This is a genomic window from Bacillus sp. AFS088145 (assembly GCF_002564465.1).
GTDB lineage: Bacteria > Bacillota > Bacilli > Bacillales > Bacillaceae_G > Gottfriedia.
The window spans coordinates 183,576-202,639 of the sequence record NZ_NUUX01000006.1; the positions used below are offsets into that span (position 1 = coordinate 183,576).

Genomic DNA, 19,064 nt, shown 5'->3' on the forward strand with positions numbered 1-19,064 from the left:
GTGTAGATTTGAAGAAGATTAATTTGACAAGAACGATTATCTATTTAGTGTTGTTTTTATTATCTATATCAATATTAATTCCAATTTTAAACTTACTGGCAATGTCCCTTTCGGATCCATTAAAAGTTCATAAATTAAAAGGTTTAAGTATTTTGCCAGAAGGTTTTTCTTTGATTAATTATAAAATATTGCTTTCAAATCCACTAATTATACGCAGTATTTTCAACACGTTTCTAATTACAATCGTTGGTACTGCATTAAATCTGTTTTTGACAGCAATGGCAGCTTATGTGTTAGCTAGAACAAATTTTATTGGAAAAAAAGTGATTATGGTTTTCCTAATTGTTCTTATGGTTTTCGAACCAGGTTTGATCCCGGAATTTTTGCTTGTTAAAAATCTAGGATTACTGAATACTTACTCATCATTAATTCTTTACAAGGCAATCAACGTATTCTATTTGTTCATCTTAATGAGATTCTTTGAAGATGTTCCGGATAGTATTTTAGAGGCTGCAAGAATAGATGGGGCGGGACATTTCAAAATATTTACTAAAATTATGCTTCCTCTATCGAAACCTGCGCTTGCAACGCTTGGATTATTTTACGGGGTTTATCACTGGAATGAATATTTTAGAGCAACCATTTATATTACGGATCCACATAAATGGCCATTACAAGTTGTTCTACGACAATTTGTTGTGATGAGAGATAATACTTCAATGCTAGGAAACTTAACTAGTGGATCATATAAACAAATTGCTAACCTAGACTTTGCTTCCTTACAAGCGGGGACAATCATTATTTCAATGATACCTTTACTAATTTTGTATCCATTAATTTTAAAATATTACGCTAAAGGTGCGCTTGAAGGTGGAGTAAAAGACTAATAAATAGTCTAATTTTTAAAAATAACACACATTAAATCAGGGGGTAAAAAAACCAATGAAGAAATTACTTATGTTGATTTTTAGTGCATTATTAGTATTTACATCAGCTGCTTGTTCGAATGATAAAGCAACGAATGCAAATGACAAAACAGCCGATGGAAAAACAATTATCCGTGTGGTTGCAAAAGATGATTCACCATCAAATCCTGCTTCAGTAAAATATTACAATGAATTAGAAAAAGCCTTAAAAAGGGATGAAAACCTTAACGTAAAATTTAAACTAGTAGAAGTTCCACAAGGGGATTATGCTGAAAAATTAAATCTATTATTAACAGGTGGAGATATTCCAGATTTAATTTATTTCCAAGGTGGAGATCAGCAGATTTCACAACAACAACTTTTAGAAAAGTTAACTCCATATATTGATAAGTCTAAGTATATTAAAAATTTACTTCAACCTTATAACCAAGAAAGATTAAAAAATTATCCTTACTTATTATGGATTAAACCACTTGATAAAAAGACACCTGTTATTCGAAAAGACTGGTTTGATAAGATGGCTAGCTCTCAAGAATTAATGGCAAATCCAACAACAGATAATTATTATAAGTTTTTAAAAGAATTAGTTTCTACACATCCAGGAGGGGCTAACAAACCTGCTTATGGCTTAACAGCAGCAGGAGATATTTCAGAATTAGATTCTATGTTTAAAATGGCATTCGGAATGAATCAAACATGGTTAAAAAATAGTGATGGAACATATGTTTACTCAAAAGTATCAAATAATGAAAAAGAGTTATTAGCTTACTATAGCAAGCTTTATAAAGATGGAATCTTAGATCCTCAATACTTAACAAAACAATGGGATACAAAAGAAAAAGCTTTCTATGATGGGGAAGCTGCAATTATTACAGGAACAAATGGTAAAGTTATCGATCTTTACAATAGTAAAATGACTCAAGTAAACGGTAAGCAAGCTGAGTTAGTCGTTCTTCCAGCTGCTAAAGGAGTTTACCAAGGTTTCGGTGAGACAGATGTAACGAAAGAATCTCGTGGTTATGCGATTTCTTCTCAATCAAAACATAAAGATTTAGTGTTTAAAGTTTTAGATTACTTAGCAAGTCCAAAAGGTCAAATGTTAGATCGACTTGGATTTGAAAATGAAGAATATAAAATTGAAAACGGTCAAATTGCTTTAACAGATAAATATTATAGTGAATGGTTTGCTAGATATTGGGAACCAACAGAATTTAAAACAGAGCAACCATTAAAAACACCTCTTTTAAGCGAACCGGCTTTAAAATCACAAGAATTAGTTAAACAATCTTATACGGAAGATAATAGTTTTATTTTGCCGGAGAAATTCGTAGCAAATTGGGATGCGATGGAAAATCTTTATAAAGAGTACGCTACTGATATTATTACAGGAAAACGCCCAGTAAGTGATTTCGACAAGTTTGTGAAAGAATGGAAAAAAGCTGGCGGAGATGAGCTTACTAAATATGCAAATGACAAAATAAAGTAAGGAGTTCTAAAGTATGGTTTCGTTTCAGGATCGTGTAAGAGGTGTTATTCTTTCAACAGCCTTAGGTGATGCACTTGGGGCACCTATTGAAAAGTTAACCTATGAAGAAATAAAAGAGAAATATAGACGAGTAGAGTCATTGAATACAAGTTGGTATAAAGAAGATGCTCCATATGAAGTAACACTTGGTAAAATGCGTGGACAAGGTATCGTAACAGACGATACCTTGATGACCGCAGCCTTAATTAATGTTTATTTAAAAGAAAAAAGACATCTTGATGCTTATGATGTAGGAAATGAATTCGTGAAAGAGATTGCTTTTAAGAAGACATATATTCCTGAATTTGGTCGCGAAGCATTAATTATTGATCGTCTGTTTTATCCTGAAAAATATATATTTATGCGACATGTTTTGGCTAATTGTGAACCTAGAGAAGCTGGTATTGGAAATATGATCAATTGTGGAGCAGCTATGTATATTGCCCCAATTGGAGTTGTTAATGCAGGCAATCCGAAAGCAGCCTATGATGAAGCCATTTTATTTGCGATGGGCCATCAAAGCAGTTACGGGCTTGAAGCGGCAGGAGTTTTAGCTGCATGTGTGGCGAAAGCTTTTGAAGAAAATGTAAGCATTGAAAAAATAGTTGAAACTGCTATTTTATTTGCAAAAGACGGTACAAAACAAGCGATTATTGAAATGACTGAAGCGGCAAGAAAGCTTAGAGCAGAGCATGCAGAAATGGATCAAGTCATTGAAACTTTCCAAAACGTCATTGCTAAGTTTTCACCAATGAAAGATGATGTACATCGAAAAATTGAGAAAGTTGGCATTCCATCAAATCATTATACACCGAGTAGACTGTTTTCAATTGAAGAGCTACCTATGGCGTTGGCATTTATCGTTTTAAATAATGGTGAATTCTATAAATCTATTTACGATGGTATAAATTCGGGACGTGATACAGATTCCATTGGCGTTATGATTGGCGTAATTCTTGGAGCAAAATATGGATCTGCGGTTATTCATCAAGAAGATATTCAACTTTTAGAATCGAAAAATAAAATGAATCTAACCGAATTATCAGATACATTTGCTGACATTGCAAAAGAGATTATTTTACAAGATTTAAATCTAAATGAACAAAGAAAAAGATTACTGTGAGCAAAAGTGTAACCTGGAAGTGGAGTGAATGAAATGATTTCGAATGATTATTTAGAGAAGGTATACGCTGGATTTTTAGGAATGAATGCTGGAATCCGACTTGGTGCCCCTGTAGAACCTACTGAGTGGACACCAGAAATAATTCAGGACGTTTATGGTGATATAAATGGATATTTAAAAGATTATAAAACTTTCTCAGCAGATGATGATGCAAATGGACCGGTATTTTTCCTTCGTGCATTATATGATGACGCGAAAGATCGTGAATTAACTCCAGAAGACGTAGGCCGTGCATGGCTCAACTATACACGTGAAGGAATCGGAATGTTTTGGTGGGGCGGAGAGGGTATTAGCACAGAACATACTGCCTATAATAATCTGAAAAAAGGCATTTCTGCGCCAAAATCTGGTTCTTCTGAAGTGAATGGGATTGTCCTTGCAGAGCAAATTGGTGGGCAAATATTCGTTGATAGCTGGGGGTTATTGTTACCTAATAATCCAAAAAAAGCAGCTGATTATGCTGAGATTGCAGCAAGCGTATCGCATGATAAAAATGGATTGTTTGGGGCGAGATTTATTGCTGCATGTATTGCTCAGGCGTTCTCTGCAAAATCAATCAAAGAGATTATTGAAGCCGGCTTAAAAGAAATACCAGAAGAATCTACTTATGCTTTAGTTGTTAGAGCAGTTCTTGACTTTCATAAGCAGGTACCGAACGACTTCCGCCTTTGCCGTCAATATCTTGAAGACGAATGGGGATATGATAAATACCCAGGAGTTTGTCATATTATACCAAACGCAGGAGTATGTGTCCTTTCTTTACTTTATGGAAATGGCGACTTTGCAAGAACAATTGAAATTGCAACAATGTGCGGTTGGGATACAGACTGTAATGCTGGAAACGTTGGAACAATTTTAGGTGTTTTCACTGGAATTAGCGGAATAGCTGATCGTTATAGAAAACCAATTAATGATTTTATCGCCACTTCAAGTGTTTCTGGTTATTTAAATATTTTAGATATTCCTACATTCTCTAAATCACTAGCAATCTTAGGATACAAGATGGTAAATCAAGAGCCACCTATAGATTTAATAGATAGTTTTCGAGAAGAAGAAATTTATTTTGATTTCACGTTACCAGGTTCAACACATGGATTGCGAACGGACTTTCCTTTTAAAACTTTCTTAAAGCACAATTCTGAGCATGGGTATCAAAGGAAAGGATCACTTGAAATCTTTATCGACAGAATGGTAAAAGGTGAAAGTAGTAAAGTTTTCTATAAGCCTTTCTACCGAAGAGAAGAATTTAATGATGAAAAATATAAACCAACGTTTGCCCCTCAAATTTATAGTGGACAAAGCGTCTCTTTAAAAATCTATTCAGATAAAATTCAAGGTGAAGACTTTATTTTAACACCTTATATTCGGAATACTTATTCAAAAGAAACTGTAAAACTGAATTCTATTACACTTACAAATGGTGAATGGAATTCGATCGAATTTATCGTGCCAGATACAGATGGTGATTTAATTGATGAAGTAGGCTTTATAATTGAAAGTCCTTCAGAACTAACAAAAAGAGCTTTTGGAAAATTATATGTTGATGAATTCAGGATTTTTGGTAAGTCATGCTATTCAATCGATTTTTCTAAGCAAGCAATTGAATTTCTAAGTGTAACTCCATTTTCTCATCATAGAGGAGAGTGGACTCTTGAAAACGGGAAAATGAAGGTTAGTAGTTTAACAGACTGTGCAGCATTTACAGGAAACTATTATTCAAAAGATGTAGTCATTAATGCATCCATTATCCCAAAGAAAGGTGACTCTCACAATCTACTATTTAGAGCATCTGGAGTAGAACGTCATTACCAAGTAGGTTTTGATGGGAAAAATCAAGTTTCACTCATTGCGAACGATTTTGGAATTGAACGTATACACTCTGTCCCTTTTGAATGGAAACATGATGAAGAATATCAGTTTGAATTGAAATGCAAAGATAATGAAATCCGCTTTTCTATTAATAGTGATGAAGTACTCTCATATGAGCACGATCGATTTAATCGAGGAATGGTCGGATTTGCAATGATAGAACAAGGAGAATCAATTATATCTTATTTTTCTGTGAAGGAATTATAAGGATGAAGTTTATGAAAGGTAGCGTTTAGCTACCTTTTATTATACCGTCAATCACATTTTTGATTAATCTAACGAGGTGAATAGAATGAATCGGAAAGAAATTTACGATAAAGTATACGGGTGTCTGATTGGTCTTTCTGTTGGTGACGCACTTGGCGCGCCAACGGAGGGTATGACACTAGAAGGAATTAAAGAGCAATACAATTGGGTAGATGGCTTTATTTCAGACGATCCTGTTGGGACAGATGATACAGAATACTCGATGTTAACTTCCCTAATTTTACTAAAATATGGTGAGAATTTAACTTATCTAGATATGACGTATGAATGGAGCCAATACTTATTAGATCAAAATGGTGGGTTTAAAGGCGGAGGTTTTAGTGAAGTCGATGCTATTTTTAATTTAAGAAAAGGTCTCGTTGCTCCTTATTCTGGTATGGATAATCATGAAATGTGGAGTGATGGTGTTGCAATGCGAATCGCTCCAGTTGGTGTTTATTTTGCTGGAGATCCAGAAAAAGCTGCAAAAATAGCAGAAATTGAGGCAAGAATCAGCCACGACAGAGACGGTGTCTATTGTGGAATGGCGATTGCTGCTAGTGTTGCTTATGCTATGACAGGAAATTCTTGGGAAAAGGTCATTCAAAATGGCCTAGACGTATTACCGAAAGATTCATGGTCTTATCGTAAAATAAGTGAAGCCGTAAATATAGGGATGAAATATTCCAATGTTCAAGATGCAATGGAAGAACTATACAATAAAGTTTCAATTTTCTATTATCCATGGGCTGACGTTGCACCTGAAGCTACGGCTTTAGCGTATGGTGTATTTGCTGCGTCCAAAGGAGATTATAAACAAGCAGTTTTAGGTGGAACAAATATTGGTCGAGATTCGGATACGATTGCTTCTATGAATGGGGCATTATCTGGCGCATTAAACGGTGCTAGTGTGATTCCAGAGGACTGGAAGAGCAGAATCAATGTCATTAAAGGAGTATGTGTAAAGAAAACTAAAGGAATCGATATTCGTGATTTAAGTGAAAAATTTACAGATGTCATAGTTGGGAGAGGGATCTAATGAATTACCAAACTTTATATAGCAAAGCTTGTGGAGCATTTTTAGGACTCTCAGTTGGAGATTCATTAGGATTTCCCGCAATGTACCATCGCACCTCGGTTTTACCTACTAGAAGAAGGAATCGCCTTTGGGACTTTAGTAAACAGACTGATGAATATAAAATTAATAAGTTTTCGTTACCATTTACGCATGCAATAGATGAAAGTATTCTAGACTTTTCGGGCACTGATGATACTGAATTTGCGATGATTTCTGCACTTACATTACTTGAAAGCACTCAATATAGTGAAGAAGAATTTTTTAAACAGTGGAAAAAACTTGTCGTCGATCACGAAAGCGAAATTTGGAGCGGAATTAGTGAGCGCGCTTCGATTGAAAATATTAAAAAAGGTTTGATTCCACCTGCAACGGGAAATGACAATCCTCATCATTTCGATGATGGAGCTGTTGCTAGAGCAGTACCAATTGGTATTAAGTTTAATGGAAACCCTGAAAAAGCAGCGGCTGTAGCAGAAAAAATGGCATCCATTACGAACGCAGAAGATGGAGTATATGCTGCAAAGGCTATGGCTGCTAGTATTGCAATTGCTCTTGATGGAGCTTCACCAAAGGAAGTTATTGACGCAGGTTTAAAACAGATCCCCGAGAATACATGGTTAAGTAGAAAATTAAGCCAAGCATTTTCGATTTTGGATTCAACTAATAACGATGGATTTGCTGCGATCCCACTTTGGAATAATCAACTAGTCAACTCAATTTATAACTATGGAAATATTGCTCCTGAGACATTAGCGGTTGCCTATGCTATAATTCTTGCTACAGAAGGAAGTTTTGAAAAGAGTATCATGATGTCACTTATGTTACCTAAACAAGCCGACAGTATGCCAGCAATGGTTGGTGCATTGGCAGGCGCAATGAACGGAATAGAATCAATTTCGAAAAGTTGGGTAGATAGTGTTGATACACTTAAAGGCTTCTGTGTCCCTTATTTAAAGGGCTTAACGATTACGGATACAGTAAAACGTTTAATTGAATCAGAATAAGAAGATAATAAATTTAGAAAATATGTTACATTTTAGGGGAGTAAAATCTAGTGAAGAATAAGAAAGCGACGATTCGAGATGTCGCAAAAGAAGCTGGTGTTTCTGTAGCTACGGTATCAAGATATATAAATAAAATAAGTTATATTAGTCCCGAAACCGAACAAAAAATTAAAGTAGTTATGAAAAAGCTTGATTATAAACCAAACGAGATTGCTAGAGGACTTGCGAAACAAAAATCGAAAACAATTGCCTTAATTATCCCTGATATTTCAAATCCGTTCTTTCCAGAATTGGTTGTTGCAATTGAAGAAGTTGCTAAGTTAAAAGGGTATGGCCTAATACTAGTTAATTCAAATAATGATGATCTAAAAAACCCTATGTTTTGGAAGGAATTTCAAAGCAGATATATCGATGGTTTTGTGTTGGCATCATTTGAATTTAATGAAGAGATTCTAAAAAGCTTACAGAATTTACAAATACCATTTGTTAGAGTGGATCGTGCAGTCGATACGCATACAGCTAATTCAGTAGGCGTGGATAATTACCAAGGTGCTGTAATGGCTGTTGAACATTTATATGAACTTGGATGTAAAAATATCGCTCATATTAGCGGTCCTGATGTTTTTATTCCTGCGAATGACAGGCTGAGTGGATATCTAGATACTTTGCAAAAATACTTCCCATTACAAGAACCAATTGTATACCAAGGGGATTTTGCGATGGAAAGTGGCAAGCAATTAACCCAAAAGTTGCTTGAGGATCATCCAGAAGTAGATGGTATATTTCTTGCTAATGACTTAATGGCAATTGGTTCTTTAAAGGCATTAAAAATGCTGAATATCAAAGTGCCTTCTGACATTGCCATTATTGGATTCGATGGAATTAAAATAGCTGAAATGGTAGAACCTGAACTGAGTACAATCGTCCAACCAATCTATCGAATCGGCGTCACTGCAACTAATAAATTAATCCATTTAATAGAAGAGACAGATGACACCGAAGAATATCAACTAGAAGTTGCACTAGTTAAAAGAGAATCTACTTTAGGTTTTTTGCCTAAGGGGTAATGATTCAAACTTTGCTTGGATATATTTGAATTAGAATTAGTAATAGATTTATCCCCATGTTCATAGAACTATAAGGGGAAAGACTGTAGAAAAACTCGAAGAAAATCGTGTATGCCTACAGTCTTTTTTGTTTTGTAATTGATTTAGTAAAATTTTTTGAGGAAAGATACATGATTTAAAAAACCTCATTCAATCCAATGAGATTGGTATTAATTTCCTACAATTCTCCTAAATAAGTCCTATCTAATAAAAGTCAATAAAACAATAATCCTAAGAGACTAGACTAATAAAGCATCCTGACATAAAGAATAAAACATTAGTTATCTAGCACTGTTTATACACCCATTTTTAGGTACACGGTCACGATGAAATCTAGTATCCAGTTCACTTTTGAATATTCAGATATTTTTGTAATATTAAATAAAAGTAAATAAAAAGGTGATAAACATATGTGCAAAAATAATAAAACAATCATAACAATGAATAAATATTATGTAAGACCAGGTGACGAAATCGAATTTATGCCAAAAGAGGATAAAGTAAAAGAGATCAAACCGAATTTGGTAAAAGGAATTGTAACAAAAGTTCTTTCAAACTCTGTGATTGTGGATATGAGAAATGATCGTAACCACGGACATTATTACGAACATGATCACACTGTAATCAGCCATAAAAAGTATAAAATTTTAGCACCAATATCAAAAAGTTAAACTAACTTAATTTCCTAGAAAATAGCCTTAGCCCAAATTAAAGGGTTAGGGCTATTTTTTTTTTGGTCAAAAGTATTCCTAATATAGTAAGAATAAAATATATTTGATCTTTTGCGATCTATTATGGAAATTGAAATTATAGGTAACGCTCAATTTAAAGATAACTCTACCAATTCCCCTTATATTTTATAATTCTAAATTAACACACTTAAAATTAAATATTTCTGAAAATGGTTACAAAACAGTGAAATATGTAATATTTTTCATATTTTTGTAACAATTTATTCCAGTTTTTAACAAACTCAGACTTTAGACCGTTTTGCTCTTAAATTAGTTTTGTTAAAATAGAATTAGAAATATAGAAAATATTGGAAATAAGGAGGACGAAATGAAAAAGGCAATTGTACAAATTAAGAACTTATCAAAGGAAATAAAAGGGAAGAAGATTGTTTCTGATTTAAGCTTTGATATTTTTGAAGGCGAAGTTTTTGGATTCTTAGGTCCAAATGGAGCTGGTAAGACGACGACGATCAGGATGATGGTTGGTTTGATGAATATTTCTGAAGGTGACGTTATCATTAATGGTCATAGTATTAAGTCCAACTTTGAAGATGCAATTAAGAATGTAGGGGCAATTGTAGAGAATCCAGAATTGTATAAATTTCTAAGTGGTTATGATAATTTATTGCAATATGCTCGAATGGATAAGAATGTATCAAAAGAGAAAATTGATGAAGTTGTTGAGCTTGTTGGTTTAACTGGAGCTATTCGTCAAAAAGTTAAAACGTATTCTCTTGGTATGAGACAGCGTCTTGGTCTAGCTCAATGCTTATTGCATGACCCGAAGGTTTTAATTCTTGATGAACCTACGAATGGACTTGATCCAGCGGGAATTCGTGAAATGAGGGATCACCTGCAGCTTCTTACGAAGAAAAAAGGGATGGCCATCATTGTATCGAGTCACTTATTAGCAGAAATGGAAATGATGTGTGATCGAATTGGTATTATTCAACAAGGAAAGCTAATAGATGTACAGACTGTAACAGAGCTTACAACTGAAGATATCCAAACGTATTCAATTGAAGTGAATAATAATGAAACTGCACTTAAAGTACTTTCTAAACATAATGCTCAGTTAGTTGATGGCGAAATACATATTGAATTAACGAGAGAAGATGTACCGAATGTAATTGAGTTATTAGTCGAAAATCGCATTCGCGTATATGGATTTAAGGCAAATGCAAAAACATTGGAAGATCGTTTCTTAGAAATTACGAATGTTTAACAATTCTTTAGAAGTTTCATTAGTTTGTTGATGCTGAATTTCAAAAAGAAAGGAACTTAAATCATGTTAAAATTGATTCAAAATGAATGGATAAAGATTATTAAAAGACCAGGTACAATTGTGATGGTTGCTCTTATTATTTTACTAGTAGGAGCTATGGGTTCTTTTGTAAAATATAATGAACATAAAAAAGAGCAAAATGCAGATAAGAATTGGAAGCAAACATTACAAGTACAAACAGCAGAAGATAAAAAACAATTAAAAAGTATAAGTGATAAAAATGACCCAGAAAGACAATTTTTAGAACGATCAATTGCAATTAATGAGTACAGAATCGATCATAATATATCACCAAATGAAAAGACGAATGTTTGGACTTTTATGGATGTTTCATCAAGTTTAATTATATTAGTAGGACTATTTACAATTATCGTTTCTGCCAATATTGTGGCAAGTGAATTTAACTGGGGTACGATAAAGCTATTACTAATCCGTCCATTTTCTAGAAAAAAAATCATTATGTCAAAGTATTTAACTAGTATTCTATTTGGTTTTGCGATGTTATTTATTTTATTTGTAGTTTCGAATCTATTAGGTTTAGCACTTTTTGGTACGGGTAGTGGGAATACTTCATACTTAGCATATGTTAATGGCCATGTTGAAGAGCAAAGTAGACTTGTCTATTCTGCAAAGCTATACGTAATGAGCTTTATCGAAACATTTATGCTTGCTACGATGGCGTTTATGGTTTCAACAGTATTTAGGAACAATACAATTGCGATTGGTATCTCAATTTTACTATTAACAGTTGGAAATACGGTAACAGTTATTTTGGCTGGATTCTTTGACTGGACAAAGTTTATCTTATTTGCCAATACAAACTTAATGCAGTACGTCATTGGTACTCCACCAGTTGAAGGGATGACAATGACATTTTCAGTAATCATGCTATTAGTCTATTTTGTTATTTTCCTAGGATTATCATTAGTTGTATTTTCAAAACGAGATGTAACAGCTTAAGTTGTTAGGGCGTTCTTTTAAATAGTCATTTCATTGAAAAAGCCTTGTTCAAATTGAAGAATAAGGCTTTTTCATATTTCTAAAATAATGATTGTATTTTTTCTTTCATCATTTCATTATACAGTTTCAATGCTTGGTCATACTCTTTTTCTTCAAAAAATTTAGTTAATTCTTCGTACTGCTTAATATGATTTTTAACTGAACTTCTTCTATAGGAATAATATTTACTTGCAATAATCTCAAATTTATTTTGTAAAGCTCCGATCGTTTCCATCATTAAATCGTTTTGGCTCGTTTGTAAAATAAGATTATGATAGCGATTTGCTTCATCGAAATATAAATGATGCTCTTCATTAGCTACCGCATTTTTCAATAACTGAATGCATTCATTCAGTTCATTAATTGGGAAATCAAGCATTTTCCTTTTCGCTTTTTCAATGCTTCCAATGCCTAAAAATAAACGATATTCTAAAAAATTAACGATATCGATCATTGTAATTTGAATATTTTGTACCATTGAGCCCTGGTTTTTAAAATGTTTAACGAAACCAGTTGTTTCCAATTTGACAAGCGCCCTTCGAATAGGAGTTCTACTCATGTTCAAATCATTTACAAGTGATGCTTCAGTTATATATGTTCCAGGAGAATATTTACCTTGTATTATAAATTTTTTGATTTCTTCATATGCTTTTTGTTCTAGTGTTATATTATTTGGCAAGTGTTTCACCATCCTACTTTTTAGTGTTATTTTAAAGCGTAGCTAAACAAGGGTAGGGATTTTTTATTAATCCACTCACTATACGAACAAATCTAATGTATTGTCCCACAGCTTTTACTAATCTTCTTTTAGCTCTAAGAAAGAACTAATATTATACACAAAGTATACAATAAATTTGATTAAATAGTATAGAAAAATAATTGTTTCAATTATATGGAAATAAAGGGAAATATCTAATCAGATTAATTAAAGTGATAAATGAAGTAAGCGGATGTTTAAAGAATTATGAAGTAAATAAGTTAAAGTTATATTAATTTAAGTATAAAAATTGTATACAAAAATATTTTTATTAGTTAATTCTCGATAATCAATAAAAAAACATCTAAAGCCTTAAAAGGTTTAGATGTTTTTTATTCAATTTACTTAAAACATTAAATCCATAAATGCTTCTTCTTTCAGTTGAGTTAATATGTCAGTTGCTTTATCAAATTCGGATTTTTCCACACAATCAATAAGAGAGCTATATAAGCCCAATGTGTGTGGAATTCTATTTTTTCTAACATTAAATACATTAGATGACGTTGCTTCTTCAGTAAATCTCTTCCATAGATGATCAAGCATTTCGATGATTAAATTGTTTTGAGAATTTAGTAAGAATGTTTTATAAAACTCTGTCAATGCTCGGTGATAATTGTGGGCATCATCTTGATTATATGCCTTTTCCATAGAGGCAATAATTTCTCTAAGTATTTTAACATTAAATGGAGTATGCTTCCTTTGGGATTTTTCTACACAAAATACAGCAAAGCACCATTGAATTTCAATCATATTAATAATTTCATTTAATGTAAAATGAGTATATGTAACAGTCGTTCCATGAAAGTTGTTGTGTGATAACATCCCTTCAGAAACAAGTCTTCCAAGTGCTCTTCTAATCGGTGTTCTACTCATTTGTAATTCAGATACAAGTGCAGTTTCTTTCAAATGCATACCGGTTTGATACTCACCTGTTAGGATCAAGCTTTTTAATTTTTCATATGCAATTTGTTCTAAAGTTTTCTCTTTTGCCATTTTATTCTCCTACTATAAATGTATTAACTGTTTCATAAAAGATCTTCTTATTTAATCCTTAATAGTATACATTAAAAATCCAATTGATAAGCTATAGAAAAAAATAATTCAATTTTTGATAAAGGAATATAGGTGATTTTAATATTTATAGGTTGATTATTATCTGAATTTAAATATCAACTTTTTATTGATTAATTAAACGATGTATTTTTCTTCCATTTATTAGAATAATTTCCATCTCCAATTCAAATGATAAAATAAAATCAAAATAGGGGAATGGTATGAGAACTTATAAAGATGGTATGAAAAAAGATTCCTCAAAAGAAAATTGGATTGATGAATTATCGAAATCAAATGATTTTATTAAATTTATAACTTCAAGTGATCTTCAGAATGATAGTTACTATAGTATTTATTTTTACCGAACATTAATAAGGTCTGAGATCATGCATGATCAAATACTTCCATATTTGACAAGGAATTATACTCTTGAAGATTTGATGTCTCAACTTCCAGTTCAACAACTTACGATTACTTCAGATAGTTCTAAAATCAAAAGCAAATTGCTAAAAGGTCATATGGCAATTCAGTATGGTGAGAATAAAACTGATAGTTTACTTGTAAATATATCGAATAATGTTTCAAGAACGATTGGTCCTCCTATAATGGAAGCTACTACTTTAGGTCCGCAAGTTGGATTTGTAGAAGATATGGATGTAAACATCAATTTAATTCGAAATAAATTACCAATTTCTGATCTTCATGTCGAGGAATTGGTAGTTGGGAAGCTATCAAAAACGAGTGTTGCTGTTATCTATATAAGTGGTATTGCTGATGATGAAAATATTAATACAGTTACTCAGAGGATAAAAGATATCCAATATGATCATATTCCGGATAGTTCGTTTATTTCGTCTATGATTGGTGATAACACGCATTCTATTTTTCCACAATCGATTCCAACTGAAAGACTTGATCGTACAGTCGGAGGTTTAACTGAAGGGAAAATCGCCATTGTTGTTGACGGTTCTCCAAATGTTCTTCTGACTCCTGCTTTAATAGATGAGACTTTTATCGCGATGGAAGACTATTATGTCAATTGGGAACTTGCTACATTTTTCCGTTTACTAAGAATATTCGGTTTTGCACTTTCGATATTTATAACGCCTTTTTATGTTGCAGTTCTGACCTATCATTATGAGCTAATTCCACCTCGCTTACTTGAATCATTAGTCATATCTAGAGCATCTGTACCATTTCCTCCAATTTTTGAGGTGTTATTTTTAGAACTTACGATCGAGCTAGTAAAGGAAGCTGGACTTCGATTACCATCAAAAATTGGACAAACGCTTGGTATTGTTGGTGGTATTGTAATTGGGCAAGCTGTTGTAGAAGCTAAGCTTACGAGTAATATTCTATTAATCTTAGTAGGACTTGGTACACTTGCATCCTACACATCTGCAATCTATAAATTTAACAATACGATTCGATTTATAAAGTTTCCAGTCATCATAATGGCTCAGCTAATTGGGCTTTTAGGGATTTTTATGGGCTTTATCTATTTAATGACGCACTTGCTTCGATTAACCTCTTTAGGAAGACCCTATATTGGAACGTATCCGTTTAGGAAAACGGCATTTAATGATTTGTGGATCAGATTACCATTTTCAAAGCAGAAAAAAAGACCTACTAATTTAAGACCGGCTACACTTTTTCGTGCAACAAATGATATAAAACGTCCAGGTCCACCGAGTGATTTCGATGAATAAAAAGGGGAGATTTATTAATGGCATCGTATAGAAGACAACAAGTTTCACCGTATCTCCTATTTTTTATTATTACAAGCTCTCAAATAGGCGTAGGTGTTTTAGGGTTTCAACGACTCATCGCACAAGATGCTGGTTATGATGCATGGATTAGTGTAATTATTGCTGGGTTTATTGTTAATGCAGTTGTATGGTTTATGTATAAAATGTTAACAAAGGCACAAGGAGATATTATTGATGCGCATAAGCAATTTTTTGGTAATATTATCGGATCAATCTTAAGTTTAGTTATTCTAATCTATTATCTAATTTTAGCAATATCTGTTCTAAGATTATATATTGAAATCGTTCAAGTTTGGATGTTTCCGTCTATATCAACGTGGCTATTATCGAGTATCATTTTATTATTATGCTACTATATTGTATCAGGTGGGTTTCGTGTAGTAGTTGGGATTGCATTTCTATCTGGAATCTTTACGGCATTGCTTTGGGCTTTGCTATTTCATTTGCCACATAAATATATTCATATGGATAATATTTTACCTATTCTTGATCATTCGTTTAAAGATTTGTTATTGTCTGCAAAAAAATCAATCTATACAATGGCGGGGTTTGAAATATTACTAATGGTTTTTCCATTTATTCGAAATGGAAATTCTTCTCAAAAGTATGCTCAATGGGGAATCGTTTTTTCAACTTTAGTCTTCACTTTATCGGCTTTTACAACTTTTTTACTATTAAGTGAAAAACAAATTGAACATGTAATCTGGGCGAGACTCTATATAGCTAAATTAATTCATTTTCCATTTTTAGAAAGATTTGAATATATACTAATTTCCAGTTTTTTAATAAAGGTTATTTCAATTTTAGCTCTATTATTATGGAGCTCAAGCAGAGGCTTAAAATTAATTTTTAAATGGAAGCAAAAGTATACATTAATATTGATTAGTGTAATTAGTTTTATCGTTTGTCAATTACTTGAAACTCGATATCAAATTAATGCATTTACAGATTATACAAGTAGAATTTCTCTATACATTTTTTATATTTATATACCACTTTTTTCAATCCTATTTATGATAATGAAGTCTGGGAAAGTAAAATGAAAAAATATCTTCTATTTTTTATTATTTGTATTGCATTAACTTTAAATGGCTGTGCACTTGTACCGTCTGCGAATGTTAATGAACTTAATATTATTGAAGCAGCTGGTTTCGACCTTCCAAAACCAGAACAACTGAAAGGGACTGTTGTTTTCCCTGTGTTTCGACCATCTGGACAGATCGAATTTAAAGTGTCTTCTGCAAGTGGAGAAACAATAAAGAAAGTAAGGGAAAGATTAGATAGTCAAATGAGGTATCGGTTAATGTCAGGTCAGATGCGTGTTGTTACATTCAGTCTAGACTTAGCCAAAAAAGGTTTTTTCCCAATTGTTGATACGTTTAATCGGGACCCGGCCGTTGGGAATATCATACAATTAGCGATTGTTGATGGTGAAACAAGTGATTTACTTTCATTACCACAGTATAAAAATGAAAACATTGCTTTATATCTTTACGATATGCTTGTACACAATTCAGAGACTGGACCTTTTCCCTATACCGATTTCTCAACATTTGTCTATCAATATTTTGAAGTAGGGCAGGATCCGTATTTACCAGTGTTAAAAATAGTGAATGACAAGATTAAATTAAATGGCATTGCAACTTTCAAAAGAGATAAACTTATAACAATTATTCCTTGGAAATATGCTTTCATTTTTAAAGGGTTGAAAGAAAATTATAAAGAAGGCTTACATCAGTTCAAAATTGATGGAGATTATGTAGCAATTGATAATATAAAATCTAAAAGTAAATATGATATCAAAATCAAAAAAGGACAACCAGAGTTTACAATTCATATGAAAATGAATGCCAGAATTCAAGAATATACTGGTGATAAACCAATAGTACTTCCTAAACATATTAAACAAATAAGTAAAGCAATTGAAAGGGATATTGAAAAAAATGCAAAGGAGCTTATTTCACTCCTTCAAAAAAATAATGTTGATCCAATTGGTTTCGGCTCAAAATTAGAAGCACATAACAGGGAATTTGATGGAAAAAAATGGAGGAAACAGTATTCGAGTGCAAAAATTAAAGTAAAGGTTAATTTAGATATACTTCATACAGGAATTGTTGAATAGATCATGTTTTGAATGAATAGAAGAACTATTAAAACCTGAATGGAACTAAAAAAGGATGTCTTATGGTCATTGTTAGACAGATAGACGTCTTTTTTAATTAAGAACATTGTATAAAAAATGTATACAAACGATTGAGTAAGTATATTAAAATAATATTACGGAAAAGTTAAGTATAAGATAATTTAATCCATAGATCAGTTTCTTTTAAGGTAATTCCTGGAGGGATTATGCTTTTTAAAAATATTTTCATAACCTATACAATCATCATTAGTTTTTTTTATCTAACGTCTTCCATCTTATGGGGAGAAGCAAGACAAAGGTTTGCAGGGAAATCAAAATTTCAAGAATTTTTTATCGGGATTCTATTGAGTGTATTAACAATTGTATTAATAAATTTCCCGATTTTCACAGATCATGGAACAAATATTCAAATTAGAGCTCTTGGAATGGAAATTGCAGCAATCTTTTTTGGGAATATTACCTTAGTGACAATGTTTTTCTTCGATATTATTGCTTTTTATTTTATTAAAGGATTTAACTATGTTTACCTAATTGATTCACTTTTGTTATTAATTGTTTTATTTTTTGGTTTTTATATGAATTATCAAAAATGGGATGAAAAGAAAAGAATTCTTATTTTGACTCCTATTATCATTTTGTTTAGATGTATCGGTTTTTATTTAATCGATAAATGGATGCTAAAACCAATTGGTTCGATTGTATCAGAAAGATTACTTCAAACGATTGGGTTTTGGATTTTAATGTTTGTTCCAGCATTATTTTTAAGTTATTTTATAGCCTATCAAACACGTAATACAGAAATAAAATTAAAGAAAATGGAAAATATCGCAAATGTGGATAGTCTAACCGGACTATATAACCGTAGATACTTTGAAAAACAACTTTTAAAGGGATGTTCCAAATCCTATGATACATCCATACCAATGACATTATTAATGATTGATGTGGACTATTTTAAAAAATATAACGATCTATATGGTCACCCAAAAGGTGATGAATGCTTAAGAAAAGTAGCAACTAGTTTGCAATTAGAGACAACAAGCGCATCAGGCATTGTTGCACGGTATGGTGGAGAGGAATTCTCAATCTTGTTACTGAATTCAGATCTGAATGATGCAATTAAAATAGGTAATCGATTATGTAAAAATATAAAAAAATTAAAGATTGAACATGAGCAATCAGAGAAAAAATTAGTTACATTAAGTATTGGTGTAGCTTCATTGATTGCTGAAACTGAACAAGATTACTTAAAGCTAGTGAAGCAAGCTGATCAGGCATTATACAGATCAAAGCATAATGGCAGGGATCAAGTGAGTTACTAAATATATTAAATAAAAAAACATCTATTCATCACTTCAGAAAAAGGTGATTTAAGATGTTTTTTATTTTG

General features: G+C 32.3%; 16 protein-coding genes. 14 read left to right on the forward strand and 2 right to left on the reverse strand.

Annotation, left to right across the window (positions count from 1 at the left end):
• Positions 1-8 precede the first annotated feature (8 nt).
• From COI44_RS03940 to COI44_RS03985, 10 genes are all read left to right on the forward strand, one after another.
• Positions 9-887 carry a carbohydrate ABC transporter permease gene (locus COI44_RS03940; protein WP_098426761.1) on the forward strand — a complete coding sequence of 293 codons (879 nt, stop codon included), beginning with the start codon at positions 9-11 and terminating at the stop codon, positions 885-887.
• A 55-nt stretch (positions 888-942) separates the two neighbouring features.
• A complete protein-coding gene (locus COI44_RS03945; protein ID WP_097974085.1) occupies positions 943-2,412 on the forward strand; it encodes an extracellular solute-binding protein in 1,470 nt (489 codons plus the stop codon).
• 13 nt (positions 2,413-2,425) lie between these two features.
• Positions 2,426-3,574 (forward strand): ADP-ribosylglycohydrolase family protein, encoded by a 1,149-nt coding sequence (locus tag COI44_RS03950; RefSeq protein WP_098426762.1) that lies wholly within the window; start codon positions 2,426-2,428, stop codon positions 3,572-3,574.
• 33 nt (positions 3,575-3,607) lie between these two features.
• Positions 3,608-5,710 (forward strand): ADP-ribosylglycohydrolase family protein, encoded by a 2,103-nt coding sequence (locus COI44_RS03955; RefSeq protein ID WP_098426763.1) that lies wholly within the window; start codon positions 3,608-3,610, stop codon positions 5,708-5,710.
• An 85-nt stretch (positions 5,711-5,795) separates the two neighbouring features.
• Positions 5,796-6,788, forward strand: coding sequence for an ADP-ribosylglycohydrolase family protein (locus COI44_RS03960; RefSeq protein WP_098426764.1), 993 nt, complete (start codon positions 5,796-5,798; stop codon positions 6,786-6,788).
• A complete protein-coding gene (locus COI44_RS03965; protein WP_098426765.1) occupies positions 6,788-7,831 on the forward strand; it encodes an ADP-ribosylglycohydrolase family protein in 1,044 nt (347 codons plus the stop codon). Before COI44_RS03960 ends, COI44_RS03965 begins: the two co-directional genes overlap by 1 nt.
• Before the next feature lie 50 nt (positions 7,832-7,881).
• Entirely contained in the window at positions 7,882-8,898 is a 1,017-nt protein-coding gene (locus COI44_RS03970) for a LacI family DNA-binding transcriptional regulator (RefSeq protein ID WP_098426766.1), read from the forward strand.
• Between the two features lie 449 nt (positions 8,899-9,347).
• Entirely contained in the window at positions 9,348-9,608 is a 261-nt protein-coding gene (locus COI44_RS03975; RefSeq protein WP_098426767.1) for a DUF2187 family protein, read from the forward strand.
• A gap of 388 nt (positions 9,609-9,996) precedes the next feature.
• Positions 9,997-10,893 carry an ABC transporter ATP-binding protein gene (locus COI44_RS03980; RefSeq protein ID WP_098426768.1) on the forward strand — a complete coding sequence of 299 codons (897 nt, stop codon included), beginning with the start codon at positions 9,997-9,999 and terminating at the stop codon, positions 10,891-10,893.
• Positions 10,894-10,956: 63 nt separating this feature from the next.
• Positions 10,957-11,913, forward strand: coding sequence for an ABC transporter permease (locus tag COI44_RS03985; protein WP_098426769.1), 957 nt, complete (start codon positions 10,957-10,959; stop codon positions 11,911-11,913).
• A 79-nt stretch (positions 11,914-11,992) separates the two neighbouring features.
• On the opposite strand, the gene COI44_RS03990 is transcribed toward COI44_RS03985, so the two are convergent.
• Together COI44_RS03990 and COI44_RS03995 are read right to left on the reverse strand one after the other, a co-directional pair.
• A complete protein-coding gene (locus COI44_RS03990; RefSeq protein ID WP_179887006.1) occupies positions 11,993-12,631 on the reverse strand; it encodes a GntR family transcriptional regulator in 639 nt (212 codons plus the stop codon).
• Positions 12,632-13,054: 423 nt separating this feature from the next.
• Complete coding sequence (locus tag COI44_RS03995; RefSeq protein WP_098426771.1) at positions 13,055-13,702, reverse strand: GntR family transcriptional regulator; 648 nt, start codon at positions 13,700-13,702, stop codon at positions 13,055-13,057.
• Positions 13,703-13,983: 281 nt separating this feature from the next.
• Here COI44_RS03995 and COI44_RS04000 point away from each other — a divergent pair, with 281 nt between their 5' ends.
• The 4 genes from COI44_RS04000 (at position 13,984) to COI44_RS04015 (ending at position 18,996) form a co-directional block, all read left to right on the forward strand.
• Positions 13,984-15,471: a spore germination protein gene (locus COI44_RS04000; RefSeq protein WP_098426772.1), complete on the forward strand. Its 1,488-nt coding sequence runs from the start codon at positions 13,984-13,986 to the stop codon at positions 15,469-15,471.
• A gap of 17 nt (positions 15,472-15,488) precedes the next feature.
• Positions 15,489-16,574, forward strand: a complete 1,086-nt coding sequence (locus tag COI44_RS04005; RefSeq protein ID WP_098426773.1) for a GerAB/ArcD/ProY family transporter — start codon at positions 15,489-15,491, stop codon at positions 16,572-16,574.
• Positions 16,571-17,653, forward strand: coding sequence for a Ger(x)C family spore germination protein (locus COI44_RS04010; RefSeq protein WP_098426774.1), 1,083 nt, complete (start codon positions 16,571-16,573; stop codon positions 17,651-17,653). The genes COI44_RS04005 and COI44_RS04010 overlap by 4 nt, the downstream gene beginning before the upstream one ends.
• A gap of 227 nt (positions 17,654-17,880) precedes the next feature.
• On the forward strand, positions 17,881-18,996 hold the full coding sequence (locus COI44_RS04015; RefSeq protein ID WP_098426775.1) for a GGDEF domain-containing protein: 1,116 nt from the start codon (positions 17,881-17,883) through the stop codon (positions 18,994-18,996).
• Positions 18,997-19,064: the final 68 nt, after the last annotated feature.

Excerpts from the sequence above, each read along its gene's own strand:
- COI44_RS03945 (WP_097974085.1), top strand. The coding sequence starts at position 943 with ATGAAGAAATTACTTATGTTGATTTTTAGTGCATTATTAGTATTTACA.
- COI44_RS03950 (WP_098426762.1), top strand. The coding sequence starts at position 2,426 with ATGGTTTCGTTTCAGGATCGTGTAAGAGGTGTTATTCTTTCAACAGCC.
- COI44_RS03955 (WP_098426763.1), top strand. The coding sequence starts at position 3,608 with ATGATTTCGAATGATTATTTAGAGAAGGTATACGCTGGATTTTTAGGA.
- COI44_RS03960 (WP_098426764.1), top strand. The coding sequence starts at position 5,796 with ATGAATCGGAAAGAAATTTACGATAAAGTATACGGGTGTCTGATTGGT.
- COI44_RS03965 (WP_098426765.1), top strand. The coding sequence starts at position 6,788 with ATGAATTACCAAACTTTATATAGCAAAGCTTGTGGAGCATTTTTAGGA.
- COI44_RS03975 (WP_098426767.1), top strand. The coding sequence starts at position 9,348 with ATGTGCAAAAATAATAAAACAATCATAACAATGAATAAATATTATGTA.
- COI44_RS03980 (WP_098426768.1), top strand. The coding sequence starts at position 9,997 with ATGAAAAAGGCAATTGTACAAATTAAGAACTTATCAAAGGAAATAAAA.
- COI44_RS03985 (WP_098426769.1), top strand. The coding sequence starts at position 10,957 with ATGTTAAAATTGATTCAAAATGAATGGATAAAGATTATTAAAAGACCA.
- COI44_RS03995 (WP_098426771.1), bottom strand. The coding sequence starts at position 13,702 with ATGGCAAAAGAGAAAACTTTAGAACAAATTGCATATGAAAAATTAAAA.
- COI44_RS04000 (WP_098426772.1), top strand. The coding sequence starts at position 13,984 with ATGAGAACTTATAAAGATGGTATGAAAAAAGATTCCTCAAAAGAAAAT.
- COI44_RS04005 (WP_098426773.1), top strand. The coding sequence starts at position 15,489 with ATGGCATCGTATAGAAGACAACAAGTTTCACCGTATCTCCTATTTTTT.
- COI44_RS04010 (WP_098426774.1), top strand. The coding sequence starts at position 16,571 with ATGAAAAAATATCTTCTATTTTTTATTATTTGTATTGCATTAACTTTA.
- COI44_RS04015 (WP_098426775.1), top strand. The coding sequence starts at position 17,881 with ATGCTTTTTAAAAATATTTTCATAACCTATACAATCATCATTAGTTTT.